Genomic DNA, 13,040 nt, shown 5'->3' on the forward strand with positions numbered 1-13,040 from the left:
GGCGGGTGGAGGGCTTCCAGAGCTCTTGGATGCGCAGGTACGGCACGAGCGCGGCCCAGTGGCCCGGGTGATCGGCGCCGATGAGCTCGACCCGCTCCCCGACCAGCGGGTACTTCGCGGCGCCGATCCAGCGCATCCCGCGCCCGTCCTCCGTCTCCAGGTCCAGCGCCCAGGTGTGCCAGTGCACGCGCGCGGCGGCGCGGATGTGTGCGGTCGTCCCGGTCCACACCAGCCCGTTGGAGACCCCCGCCCGGCCCGAGGAACGAAACGTCGGGTGCCGGGCGAAGAACCAGCCGACCCCGCCGAGGCCGAGCAGCACGTACAGGCTGATCGTCGCGGTCTTGTCGCGCGCGATGCCGGCGGCGTCGACGTCGGCCAGCACGGCTCGCTGCGGGTTGCGCGGGTCGAGCACCACCCGCACGACGTCGCCGCGCCGAGGCGGCGCGATCTGCTCGTTGATCGTGATCGTGCGCCCGTCCACCCGGACGCCGATCACCGACGACCAGGTCGGCCCGCGGAACTCGCGCGCGGACACGACAGTGGCCGCGACGGCCGGGTACCTGGCCCGCAGCCCCTGCGAGGCCCGGTAGTCCGTCCAGTGCCAGACCGCGACAAGGGTGACGGCCAGCACGGCCACGGCGCCGAGCGCGATCCAGCGCGCCCAGCGCCGCCATCCGGGCGCGGTTCCGCGATCGCGGTGCCGGCCCTTGCGGATCGGGCCGTAGTGCCTGTCGTTCATCGCACATTCCATCGTCGGAGGGGCGGTCGAGGGGATCAGAAGCTATGTCCGGGATACCCCGGTGCGCGGTACTTCGCGAGGGCCGATCGGGTGCGCCGCAGCGAGCCGGCTACCCCAGCGCGACGACCGTCCCGTTCTCGGACCAGCCGAAGAGCCGGCCGTCGATCGCGAACAGGTAGAGGTCCTCCGGCAGGCGGCTCTTCCAGCGCAGCCTGCCGTCGTCCAGCCCATAGGCGACCAGCTCCGCACCCGGGCCGGCGGCCGGCTCGATGAGCAGCACCAGGCGTCCGTCGCTGACCAGCGAGCTCGGTGCGGTGGACGCGATCGGCGTCGTCCAGACCGGCTTGCCGGTACGCCCGTCGACCGACTGGAGCTCGTGGGTCTCGGTCCGGACGATCCGCTGGTCGACGACCAGGACCGCACCGTCGGTCTTGGCCGTCGCGGTCCACCGCCGGTGGCCCGACCCGACGTCGTAGGCGACCAGCTCGCGGTGCTCGATGGCGGTCGTGAGGAACAGGTCCGCGAGCGAGCCGTCGTCGAGGGTCGCCTGGACGGGGTTCCCGAGCGCGGCGAAGGAACGACCCGTCTCGAGGTCCGTGACCTGGTTCCACGTCGCGCCGAGGTCGTCCGCCACGACCGGCTCGGCGACCAGCCGCCCGCCCGGCATGACGGCGACCCAGCTGCCCAGCGGCGACGCCGGGTCGGGCGTCCAGTGACCGAGCACATCGCCGTCGGCCGAGAGCACCCACGTCGTGCCCGCGTGCACGACGACGCGGTTCCCGATCACCTCGATCGACGCCATCCGCTGATGGGCGTCGTCGGGCGGGATCGGATCGGGTCCGACGAATCTCCAGCGCACCGGCCCGCCGCGCGCGTCCGCCCGCGCCACATGCACCCGGCCGTCGGCGGCGACGCTGCTCGTCACGAGGTCGGCGCCGAGCGCGGCGACCGACAGGCTCGGCAACGCCGGGTCCTCGGAGAGCACCCGGCCATCCCGCGCGTCGAGCACGAGCAGGCGCGACCGGGACGGGAACTCGACGTACCCCGAGATGTCCTCGTCGGTGACGACCACATCGTCGGCGACGACGCAGGTCACCGTGGGGGTCGACGCCGTGCCGCCCATGCGCCCGGGCGGGTCGGGCACCGCGCAGGCCGCCCAGCCGTTGATCGAGCTCGCGGGCCTGACCTGAGTCCGCCAGCCCACCCTGCCGGTCCGCGGATCGAGCCCGACCACGGACGCGCTCCCGTCACGACCGTTCAGCACGGCGAGCAGCCGACCCGCAACCGCGGGGGCGTCCAGCGGGGACGCGTCGGTCTGCCACAGCTCGGTGAGCGGCCCGTCGACCGGAGCGATGATGCCGGGCAGCTCGGCGAGGGCGGCGACCCGCGCCTGCTCCCGCCGGCCGGACGCGACCGCGTTCGCACCGACCAGCAGCGCGAGCACGGAGCCGGCCGCCCACCACCGGCGCGTCCGGGGAAACCATGCGGCGGCGGACCGGGCGCGTGCGACGCCGGGCGGCTCGGCGGACTCGTCGTCGGACTGTCCTGTGGGGCCGAGCGCGTCCGCGTCGACCTCGGCCTCGACGAGGACGACGTCCTGCATGTGTGGTCGCCGCGCGCCCATCCTCTGACGGTACAACTCGGGCACGAACCGCGATTGAGAGCCTGCAGCGCACAATGTCATCCGAAATACCTGTTGGACACATGAACTTCGGCGGGCGCAATCTGGGCGACATGAAATACACCCACCTCGGCCGGTCCGGCCTCTCCGTTTCGCGCCTGTGCCTCGGCACCATGAACTTCGGTCCGCAGACCGGCGAGGCGGCCTCGCACGCGATCATGGATGCCGCCCACGAGCACGGCATCAACTACTTCGACACCGCCAACGTCTACGGCGGGAGCCTCGGCCGCGGTGCCACCGAGGAGATCCTCGGCAACTGGTTCGGATCAGGTGGTGAGCGTCGCGAGCGCACGGTGCTCGCGACGAAGCTGTACGGCGACATGACCGACCGGCCGAACGAGGGCAAGCTCTCCGCGCTGAACATCCGGCGCGCCCTCGACGCGAGCCTCAAGCGGCTGAAGACCGACTACGTCGACATCTACCAGTTCCACCACGTCGACCGCGAGACGCCGTGGGACGAGATCTGGCAGGCCATCGAGACCGCCGTCGCGCAGGGCAAGATCCTCTACGCGGGCAGCAGCAACTTCGCCGGCTGGCACATCGCCACCGCGCAGGAGGCGGCGCGCAAGCGCAACTTCACCGGACTGGTCAGCGAGCAGTCCATCTACAACCTGCTCACGCGCGACGTCGAGCTCGAGGTCATCCCGGCGGCCCGCGCCAACGGCCTCGGCCTCATCCCGTGGTCGCCGCTGCACGGCGGCCTGCTCGGCGGGGTCCTGCGCAAGGAGCGCGACGGCAAGCGTCGCCTCGAGGGCCGCGCGGCCGAGGCGCTCGCCACCCACCGCGACGCGATCGAGGCGTACGAGGACCTCGCGGCCGAGCTCGGCCACGAGCCGGGCGACGTCGGCCTCGCGTGGCTGCTGCACCAGCCCGCGGTGACCGCCCCGATCATCGGCCCGCGCACCGGCGAGCAGCTCGACGCGGCGGTCCGCGCGCTGGACGTGGAGCTGGACGCAGACACGCTCGACCGGCTCGACAAGATCTTCCCCGGCCGCAAGCCGGCCCCCGAGAACTACGCCTGGTAGCCCCCACACCCCAGTAAGGAACCACCTACGTGAAGACACGACTCATCGGCACCCTCGAGGTCAGCGCGATCGGCCTTGGCGCCATGCCCATGTCGATCGAGGGGCGCGGCGACGAGGCCCGCTCGATCGCCACCATCCACGCCGCGCTCGACGCGGGCGTCACGCTCATCGACACCGCGGACGCCTACCACCTGCCCACCGACGACGTCGGCCACAACGAGTCGCTGATCGCCTCCGCGCTCGCGACCTGGGGCGGCGACGCCTCCGACATCCTCGTCGCCACCAAGGGCGGGCACCTGCGCCCGGCCGGCGCGGACGGGGCCTGGACGCTCGACGGCCGGCCCGAGCACCTCCGATCGGCCGCCGAGGCCTCCGTCAAGCGCCTCGGAGTCGACGCGATCGGGCTCTACCAGTTCCACCGTCCGGACCCGGAGGTGCCGTACGCGGACTCGGTGGGCGCGCTGCGCGACCTGCTCGACGCCGGGACGATCCGGCACGCGGGGATCTCGAACGCGAACGTCGAGCAGATCCGGCTCGCCCAGGAGATCCTCGGCGGGCGCCTGGCCAGCGTGCAGAACCAGTTCTCGCCGGCCTTCCGCAGCAGCGAGGTGGAGCTGAGGCTGTGCCACGAGCTCGGCATCGCGTTCCTGCCGTGGAGCCCGCTCGGCGGCATCAGGTCGGCCGCGGCGCTGGGGGACAAGTTCGCCGCGTTCCAGCAGGTGGCCGACGCCCACGGGGTGAGCCCGCAGGTGGTCTGCCTCGCTTGGCAGCTGGCCAAGTCGTCGCACGTGATCCCGATCCCGGGTGCGTCGCGCCCGGCGAGCATCGTCGACTCCGTTCAGGCGGCCGACGTCGTGCTGTCCGCGGCCGAGCTCGCGAGCCTCGACCTGGCCTGATCCTCGCCCGCCGCGGCCTTCTCGAACAGCTGCTCGAGGAAGGCCGTGGCGGCCGGGCTCGGCTCGTCGGCGACCGCGACCGCGACGTCCCACGCGGGCATGCCCGCCCCGAGCGGGACGGCCCGCAGCACGTCCGGTCGCTTCGCCGCGATGGTCTCCGGCACGATCGCGATCCCGAGGTTGTAGCCCACCAGGTCGAGCAGGAAGTGCACATCGTTCACCTCCATCGCCGCGCGGTAGTCCAGGCCGACGGCGGCGAACGCCCGGCTCGCGAGGACCTGGGCCCCCCACCCCGCCTGGAACCCGACGAACGTCTCCGTGCCGAGCCGGGCCAGGTCGATCTCGTCGGCGCTGGCCAGGGGATGGTCCGGGTGGCACAGCATGACCAGGCGCTGGGTGGACAGCGGCACCAGCCGCACGCCCTGCGGCGCGGGTCCGCACACGGCGACCAGGGCGATGTCGACCCGCCCCACCGACACGCTCTCGGTCAGCTCCGAGGAGCTCGCGTGCCGCAGCCGCACCTCGATCCCCGGGTTCGAGGTCCGGAAGCGCGCGAGCTGCACCGGCAGGTCCACCGAGCCCAGACACTGCTCCGCGCCGACGCTCAGCGTCCCGCGCAGCAGCCCGCTCACGGCCGCCACCGCATTCTTGGCGGCTGTGACGCTCGCCAGGGTGCGCAACGAGTCCGCCAGCAGGGCCCGCCCGGCCGCGGTGAGCTCGACGCGCCGGGTGCTGCGGATGAACAGCGAGGTCCCGAGCTCGACCTCCAGGGCCCGGATCGAGGCCGAGAGCCCCGACTGCGAGATGTGCAGCAGGTCGGCCGCGCGGGTGAAGTGCCGTTCCTCGGCGACCGCGACAAAATGCTCCAGCTGGCGCAGTTCCATCGGGTGATTCTAGCCGGGGGAGGCTCGGGAGCAGCCCGAGGTCGGGTCCGCCGGCGCCCGCTCGAGGCGACGCCGTCCGAACCCGGGGTTACCCGAAGGCGACGAGCAGGTTCTGAGACGAGCCGTACAACTTTCCGCCCATCGTGGAGAAGCTCAGCTGGCCCGGGAGGTCGGCCTTCCAGCGCAGCCGCCCGTCGTCCAGCCCGTAGGCGGCCAGGACGTGCCCGCGCTCCGGGTCACGACCGGCGAGCAGCACGAGCCGCCCGTCGGTCAGCGGCGCGGAGTCCTCCGACGGGGCCTCCTGGGTCGTCCAGATCGGGTCGCCCGTGCGTCCGTCGATCGCCCGGAGCACGTCGGCCTTCGCCGAGAGGATCCGGCCGTCGATGATCAGGAACTGGCCGTCGCCGGTCTCCCGTGTGGTCCAGCGACGCCGCCCGGAACCGGCGTCGTACCCGACGAGGAGGTCGCGCGCCTCGGGGGTCGCGAGCAGCAGGTCGGGAACAGAACCGTCGTTCACGTAGACCACGGACGGGTGGCCCGAGATGGTGAAGGACGTGCCCGTCGTGAGGTGGGAGATGGTCGTGGAGTCGGCGGCAGGATCGCCGACGTCCTGGGCGGCGACCAGCTTCCCGCCGGGCAGTGGAATGAGCCAGCCGACGGCGCGCGTGGCGTCGGAGACCGCGGAACGCAGGAGCCTCCCGTCGCCCGAGAGCAGCCAGGTCGAGCCGGCCGCCTCGAAGGTGCTGCTGTCGAAGGCCCGCACGACGACCGTGCCATCGGCGACATCAAGCCTGACCGACCGCTGACCGAAGGCGTCCAGGGGCACCGGTTCCTTGCTGGTGTACGTCCACCGGTTCGTGGCGCCCAGGGCGTCCGTGCGCGTCACGTGCACGTAACCGCGGGAATCCACCCGGCTGATCACCAGGTCGGCGCCCAGCGACCGGACCGACGTGGTCGGCGCGGTCGTCTTGTCGGACAGCACCGCGCCGGTGGTCGCGTCGACCAGCACCATCCGGGCCTTGCTCGGGTGGTCGAGGAAGGCAGCGCCCGGCTCGGCCGCGGCGTACTCGTCGACAACGACGCAGGCGATCACGTGACCGGTGCCCGCCGCGTCGCTCGGCCGAGGCGATCGGGGCCAGGCACACCTCGTCCCGTCCAGCTGATGGCCGGGCCCACGGGCCGCGGCTCGCCAGAGCGTCTTGCCCGTGCGGGCATCGATCGCGACCACCGAGACAGACCCGTCGGGAGCCTCCTCGACCGCCAGCAGCTGCCCGGCGAACGCCGCCCGGTCGGTGATCTGCGCCTTGTCCCGGCGCCACAGCTCGTGCACGGGTCGGTCGAGCGGCGCGAGCACCCCGGGCACGTCGGCGAGCGCGTCCAGGCGCGCGTTCTCGCGCCGGTCGGCGGTCACCTGGCCGACGACGACGATCAGCGCCAGGCCGGCCGCGACCGGCCACCACCGGCGTGCTCGGCGGGCCCAGGTGGCGCCACGGGACCGCCGCCCGCCGTCGTCCGACCCGTCCGGCGTGAGGGCACCGTCGGCGGAATCGGCGGCCGAATCGGCGTCGACGAGCAGAACCTCCTGCATCTGACGCCGCGACCCGCGCATCCGGCGACCTTACGCACGGTATGCGCAGCAGAACACCGGTCGCCTGCCGATCGAGTTCAGCCTCAGATCCGCACCCCAGGTGCCGATGAGTAGCCGGAGACCGTCTGGGCTCGGAGTGCTGATGGAGTGGGAGGGGCATGTACGCGCGCATCGGACGACGATTCCCACCCGCGCCGCCACCCGACACCGACACCAGCCCCGACACCGGCGCGAGGCGGAGTCGGGCGGGCAGCCGCTCCCCGTGGGTGTCCATCGCGGTGCTGCTCGTCGTCGTCGGAATGGTGGGCGCCGTGAACGGCGCGGACTCGGTGGCGACCGGCGACGCCCAGACCGCGCGCGAGGGGTTCGAACAGACCGGCGAGCAGATCGCCTCCACCCTCGGGCTGTCGATCGAGCGCGAGCAGGACCTGGTGATCAACGCCTCCGCCTACGCGCTGGCCAACCCCGGTTCCTCGAACTCCGACTTCGTCGCGTGGGCGAACTCCGTGCAGGCCCTCGAGCGGTACCCGGAGATCCAAGGTGTCGGCGAGGCCGTGATCGTCCCGGCCGCCGAGCTCCCGGCCTTCGCGAGGCGGATCGAGGCGGATCCTCCGCACCCCCTGGGCCCGACCGGAAAGCTCGTGATCGTGCCCGCGGGCGCCAGGCCGTTCTACTGCCTCGGAACCACGTCGTTGAACAGGGGGACGGAGGGCCTGCCGGCGGGTATCGACTACTGCGCCCTCGGCTCCAGTGCCCTGGACTCTCGCGACTCCGGACTGAGCAACTTCGCGCCGTTCCCGATCGGGAAGCCCGTGTGGCTGGCGGCGACGACGCCGATGTACCGCGGCGGCGGGGTGCCCGCGACCGTCCAGGGCCGTCGGGCCGCGTTCGCCGGCTGGGTCGGGGTCGTCGCGGACCCCCAGGTGGTGCTGGACCGCGCTCTTTACGGTCGGGTGCACACCGACGTGGCCTTGGACTACCACCGGGGATCCTCGGACACGGTCTTCCAGAGCGGCACCCCGCCGGACGGCGCGGCGCGGGTGACGGTGGCTCTCGACCGCGGGTGGACCGTCGACGTCTTCCGGGTCCTGCCGCCGAGCGGCGTCCTGTCCAACCCGAACTCACGCACGGCGCTGCTCGGTGGCCTGGCGATGAGCGTGATCGTGGGCGCCCTCGTGCTTGTGCTGGGCACCGGTCGGGCCCGCGCGTTCCGGCTGCTGCGGCAGGTGCAGGCGCAGGCCGAACGCCTCGGCCAGCTCGCGGACACCGACTACGTCACCGGCCTGGCGAACCCGCGTCGCTTCGCGGACCGGCTCGGCGAGGCCCTCGCCGGTGACCCCGAGCGGCTCGGCGGCCTGCTGCTGATCGACCTCGAGCGGTTCGCGGAGATCAACGACACCCTCGGGCACCGCGCCGGCGAAGCGATCCTGCGCGCGTTCGGCGAGCGGCTCGGCGACACCTCCGGCGAGGGTGCCCTGGTGGCCCGGCTGGGTGAGGACGCCTTCGCCGTCCTCGACCCCTCGATCACGTCCGGGGAGGAGGCCTGCGCGGCGGCCGAGCGCATCCGCTGCGCCCTGCAACGCCCGCTCGAGCTGCCCAGCATGCGGGTCTCGGTGGAGGTGGTCGTGGGGGTCGTGCTGCTCCCCGAGGACGCCACCGAGCCGGAGCTCGCCCTGAGCCGGGCCGAGATCGCGCTGTCCGCCGCCAGGACGCGACCCGGCCGCACCGCGCGCTACGGAGCTGAGATGGAGACCGGGGGTGGGCTCGCGCCCCTGCTGATCGGAGAGCTCGGGACGGCGCTCGAGGACGGCGACATCGTGCTGCACTACCAGCCGCAGGTCGACATCGGCAGCGGCCTGGTGTTCGGCGTCGAGGCCCTCGCGCGCTGGCAGCATCCGCGTCGCGGGATGCTCGGCCCGGACTCATTTATCGCGGCGGCTGAGCAGACCGGTCTCATCGGGCCGTTCACCCAGTACGTGCTCGACCACGCGCTGCGCCAGTGCGCGCACTGGCGCAGCGAGGGACTCGAGCTCACGGTCGCGGTGAACCTGTCCGCGCGGAACCTGCTGGATCTCGGTCTCGTCGACGACGTGCGGGCCGCGCTGGATCGCCACGGCCTCGATGCCGAGGCCCTCGAGCTCGAGATCACCGAGAGCAGCGCGATGGTGGATCCGCGCCGCTCGATGCAGGTGCTCGGCAAGCTCGCGGAGATGGGGGTGATGCTCTCCGTCGACGACTTCGGCACCGGGCACAGCTCCCTGGCGTATCTGCAACGACTGCCGGTGCGGCGGCTGAAGATCGACCGCTCGTTCGTCACGGGCCTCATCGGCGACGATGCGAGCACGGCGATCGTGCACTCGACCATCGAGCTGGCGCGGGCCCTCGGGCTGGACGTCATCGCCGAGGGCGTCGAGGATGACGCGACCCTGCTCAGGCTCAGTGACATGCGGTGCTTCGCCGCCCAGGGATTCGGCCTGGGTCGCCCCGTGGCGGGCCCGCTCCTGCCTGAGCTGATCAGGCGGATCGAAGCCCGCCTCCCGCTCGTCCTCGCCGCCACCCCGGCCGGTCGGGCCAGGACCTGACTCCGCGCCCAAATCGGTGAAGATCGCCCGGGACAACGTAGTTTCATCCAGGACAAAGCGGGGCTCATCGGACGCATCGGTCAGTCGTGCTGCGATTAGCTCCCCAAGTCGATAAATCATGGTCCGATCTGGGGGATGGTGGTTGCTGACGACTTGGGGGCGGGCCGATGGGTGTGAGATTCGGGGCATCGCCCGCTGCGGGTCGCCTGCAGCGTGGGCTCGGCGCCGCCTCGTGGATCGTGCTGAGCCTGGGCATCGCCGTGAACGTCGCCCTGGTCGGCGTCCCGGACGGGTCCCCGATCCGCACCGGAGTGGTCGTCCTGCAGGGGATCTTCTTCGTCCTGCTGTTCGCCCGACTGCTGGCTGCCGCGAAGTCCCGGACCGGGACCGCGCGGCTCTCCCTGCTGTTCATCGCTGCGGGTGTGGGTCTGTGGGCGGCGGGTTCGGTGACGCTGAGCGCCGGCCAGACCGTCGCAGCGGTGAGCTTCCCCGCACCCGGCGAGGTGTTCTTCCTCGCGTCCTACGTGGGAGTCGCGTCCTTCCTGCTGCTGGACGTGCCGCGGCGCGCGATCCCGACGATGGCGATCTGGCTCGAGGCCGGCGTCGTCTGTGGTGCGGCGGCCTGCCTCGCTGCGTTCGCGGTTCTCATGCCGCTGTCCGGGGCGTTCTCCCGCGACGGCCTGCCGCTGCTGCTGGCGATCCTCTACCCGCTCATCGACGTGATCCTGGCCACCGTGGTGCTCGGGCAGCTGATGCTGCGCCAGCGCGACCGCTCGGTGCGCACGATCGCGCTGATGGTAGCTCTGCTCGGACTCTCCGCCGCCGACAGCAGCCTCGTCCTGCGCCTGTCCATCGGCGCCTACACGGCGAACATCTGGCTCGATGCGGTCTGGGGCCTGAGCTTCGCGGTCCTCGTCACGGCCGCGTGCGCGCGATCGACGTCGGCCATCGCCCAGCCGATCACGGCGCAGAACTCGAGCGTGCTCCCGCTCGCCGCGGCGTTGGCGGTCGTGGTGCTCGCGGTACGACCGGACGGCGTGATCGGCTGGTTCGTCATCGGGTCGGCGGTGGTCACGCTGGTCTGCACGGGGGCCCGCATGATGATGGCCCTGCGGGAGGCGCAGGGCGCCGCGGAGGCGCACCGGCTCTCGCTCACGGACGAGCTGACCGGGTTGCCGAACCGGCGCGCCCTGCTCGCAAAGGCCGACGACGCGCTGCGCACCGGCGTCCCGCTGGGCCTGGCGCTGCTGGACCTCGACGGCTTCAAGGACGTCAACGACAGCCTCGGCCACGCGGTCGGCGACGACGTCCTGCAGACCCTCGCCCACCGCATGCGCGCGGCGCTGGACGAGGAGGTCCTGGTGGCCCGCCTGGGCGGGGACGAGTTCGCGCTGCTCGCCCTCCGGGAGGGCGAGCTCGGGCTGTTCGAGATCGCGCAGCGGATACGTGCCGTGCTGCAGAACCCGTTGCGGGTCGACAACATGGACCTGGCCATCGATGCGTCGGTCGGCATCACGGTGCGCGAGGCCGGCGACACCTCCTCGACCGAGCTGCTGCGCCGGGCCGACATCGCGATGTACGAGGCGAAGTCGACCGGGGCGGGGGTCCTGTGTTTCGACGCCTCCCAGGATGGGTTCTCCCGCCAGCGGCTGCGTCGCGGCAAGGAGCTGCGCGAGGCGATCGCCGAGGACCAGCTGGTCGTCTGGTACCAGCCGCAGGTCGACGCCCGCACCCGGCGGGTGGTGGCGATGGAGGCGCTGGTCCGGTGGCAGCACCCGGAAGAAGGTCTGCTGGCTCCGATGACCTTCCTGCCCGACGCGCGACTGTCCGGCCTGATGCCGGCGCTCACCGAGGCGGTCATGCGGCACGCGATCGCGGACGCGCGGCGCTGGATCGACGAGGGATTCTCGTTCCGGATCGCCGTCAACTGCGCACCGCCCGAGCTCGTGGGCGGCACCGTGCTGCCGAAGCTGTTCGAGGCGCTCGACAAGGCGGGGCTGCCGGGGGAGTGCCTGCTCGTCGAGGTCACCGAGGACTCGTTCCTGGCCGAGCCCGAGCGGGCCCGCGAGGCGCTGTACGACCTGCGCGCGCACCAGGTGGAGACCTCGATCGACGACTACGGCACGGGGTTCTCCTCGCTCGCGTACCTGCGCGACCTGCCCGTGCAGGAGCTCAAGATGGACCGGTCGTTCGTCTCGACGATCCTGACCGACGAGCGGAGCCTGATGATCGTGCAGACGACGACCCAGATGGCGCACGCCCTGGGCCTGCGGCTCGTCGCGGAGGGCCTGGAGGACGCCGAGACCGCCGCGCGGCTGATCACCATGGGCGTCGACGTGTTCCAGGGCTACCAGATCGCCAAGCCGATGCCGGCCGACGACGTCGCGCCCTGGGTCCGGCGCTGGGCCGCCGTGGACGGCCCCGGCGAGGTCGACCCGGACGACGTCGGCCCGGAGGTCGACCTGAGCGCCGGCTGGGCCGGGCCCGGCCGGGCCAACGCGTAGCTTTCGCCCGCCCGCCGCCTCAACTTCTCCGCTGGCCTGTCGATCCCGTCCCATGGAACTTTCCTTCCTGCACTCCGCGCTGCCCGCTGGTCGACGACGGGCGGTTCGCGCGGGCCTGTGGTTGCTCGCCGCCCTCGTGGCGGCGAGCATCGTGGCCTGCGCGCTGCTGCTCAGCGAGCGGACGGCGGGTTCGACCCTCAGCGTCGTGCTGCCGACCGTGCTGCCGACCGTGCTGCCGATCGTGCTGCCGATCGCGGTCTCGACGCTTAGCGCGTCGCTGATCTTCGCGCGGGTGCGGCTGGTGCGGGCGGCGCGCGTTCCCTGGGCGCTGTTCGGGTTCGGGATTCTCGCCGGGTTGGCCGGCAACCTCTACGCCGCGGCCGTGCTGCCGCAGCTGGATCCGCAACCGTTCCCGTCCCTGGCCGACCTCTGCTGGCTCGGAGCTTTCCCCCTCTTCTACATCGGGATCGCCCTGCTGTTGCGTGCCCAGGTCGTGCACTGGCATGCCTCGACCTGGCTCGACGGGCTCGTCGCGTCCTGCGGGCTGGGTGCGCTCGCGATCGCCCTGGTGTTCACCAAGGTGCTCGTGCCCGGGCGCGGCGGCACCGAACAGGTCGCCACCGCGCTCGCCTACCCGGTGGCAGACCTGCTGCTCGGCGTTCTTGTGGTCGGAGCGCTCGGAGCGCTCGGAGCGCTCGGAGCGCTCGGAGTGATGGGCTGGCGGGTCGGCGCACCGTGGTGGCTGATCTTCGCCTCGCTGGGCTGTTCCGTGCTCGCCAACGTGGCGTTCCTGCTCCAGACCGCGGCCGGGACGTACCGCATCGGGGGCTGGCTCGACGTCGCCTGGACCGTCGGTGCCGCCCTGTCCGCGTCGGCGGCATGGACCCGCAACCCCGGTCGCCCACCGCGCGCGATGGGCGACTGGGCGCTGCTGGCCGTGCCCCTGCTCTTCGCCGCGACGTCCGTGGCGCTACTGATGGTCAGTGGTCTCAGTAGCGACCCTGGCGACCGCCTCGTCGTGTGGCTGGCCGGGGCCACCATCTGCCTCGCGCTCGCGCGCACCACGCTCACCCTGCGGGAGGTCCGCAGCCTCGGCGAGGCACGCCGCCAGGCCCGCACCGACGACCTGACCAACCTGCCG

At 72.4% G+C, this 13,040-nt stretch carries 9 protein-coding genes; 5 read left to right on the forward strand and 4 right to left on the reverse strand.

From position 1 onward, the window contains the following. Both VIM26_RS04780 and VIM26_RS04785 read right to left on the reverse strand, forming a co-directional pair. On the reverse strand, positions 1–739 hold a 739-nt coding region (locus tag VIM26_RS04780; RefSeq protein WP_331949211.1), incomplete at its 3' end, for a hypothetical protein. 109 nt (positions 740–848) lie between these two features. Continuing rightward, positions 849–2,363, reverse strand: coding sequence for a PQQ-binding-like beta-propeller repeat protein (locus VIM26_RS04785; protein ID WP_331949212.1), 1,515 nt, complete (start codon positions 2,361–2,363; stop codon positions 849–851). Between the two features lie 110 nt (positions 2,364–2,473). Between VIM26_RS04785 and VIM26_RS04790 the strand changes: the two genes are divergently transcribed. Next, a complete protein-coding gene (locus VIM26_RS04790; RefSeq protein WP_331949213.1) occupies positions 2,474–3,445 on the forward strand; it encodes an aldo/keto reductase in 972 nt (323 codons plus the stop codon). A gap of 29 nt (positions 3,446–3,474) precedes the next feature. Next, on the forward strand, positions 3,475–4,341 hold the full coding sequence (locus tag VIM26_RS04795; RefSeq protein ID WP_331949214.1) for an aldo/keto reductase: 867 nt from the start codon (positions 3,475–3,477) through the stop codon (positions 4,339–4,341). Here VIM26_RS04795 and VIM26_RS04800 read toward each other — a convergent pair. Both VIM26_RS04800 and VIM26_RS04805 read right to left on the reverse strand, forming a co-directional pair. Continuing rightward, the gene (locus tag VIM26_RS04800; protein WP_331949215.1) at positions 4,284–5,225 is read right to left on the reverse strand and encodes a LysR family transcriptional regulator; all 942 of its coding nucleotides are present in this window, start codon (positions 5,223–5,225) and stop codon (positions 4,284–4,286) included. The two genes, VIM26_RS04795 and VIM26_RS04800, sit on opposite strands and share 58 nt — an antisense overlap. An 88-nt stretch (positions 5,226–5,313) precedes the next feature. Beyond that, positions 5,314–6,834, reverse strand: coding sequence for a PQQ-binding-like beta-propeller repeat protein (locus VIM26_RS04805; RefSeq protein WP_331949216.1), 1,521 nt, complete (start codon positions 6,832–6,834; stop codon positions 5,314–5,316). A 137-nt stretch (positions 6,835–6,971) separates the two neighbouring features. Between VIM26_RS04805 and VIM26_RS04810 the strand changes: the two genes are divergently transcribed. From VIM26_RS04810 to VIM26_RS04820, 3 genes are all read left to right on the forward strand, one after another. Continuing rightward, positions 6,972–9,395 carry a bifunctional diguanylate cyclase/phosphodiesterase gene (locus tag VIM26_RS04810; RefSeq protein ID WP_331949217.1) on the forward strand — a complete coding sequence of 808 codons (2,424 nt, stop codon included), beginning with the start codon at positions 6,972–6,974 and terminating at the stop codon, positions 9,393–9,395. Positions 9,396–9,562: 167 nt separating this feature from the next. Further along, the gene (locus tag VIM26_RS04815) at positions 9,563–11,899 is read left to right on the forward strand and encodes a putative bifunctional diguanylate cyclase/phosphodiesterase (RefSeq protein WP_331949218.1); all 2,337 of its coding nucleotides are present in this window, start codon (positions 9,563–9,565) and stop codon (positions 11,897–11,899) included. A gap of 52 nt (positions 11,900–11,951) precedes the next feature. Further along, positions 11,952–13,040: hypothetical protein (locus VIM26_RS04820; protein WP_331949219.1), on the forward strand; the 1,089-nt coding region annotated here is incomplete at its 3' end.

Origin of the sequence: Pengzhenrongella sp., from assembly GCF_036565025.1 — a bacterium.
Taxonomy (GTDB): Bacteria; Actinomycetota; Actinomycetes; order Actinomycetales; family Cellulomonadaceae; genus Pengzhenrongella.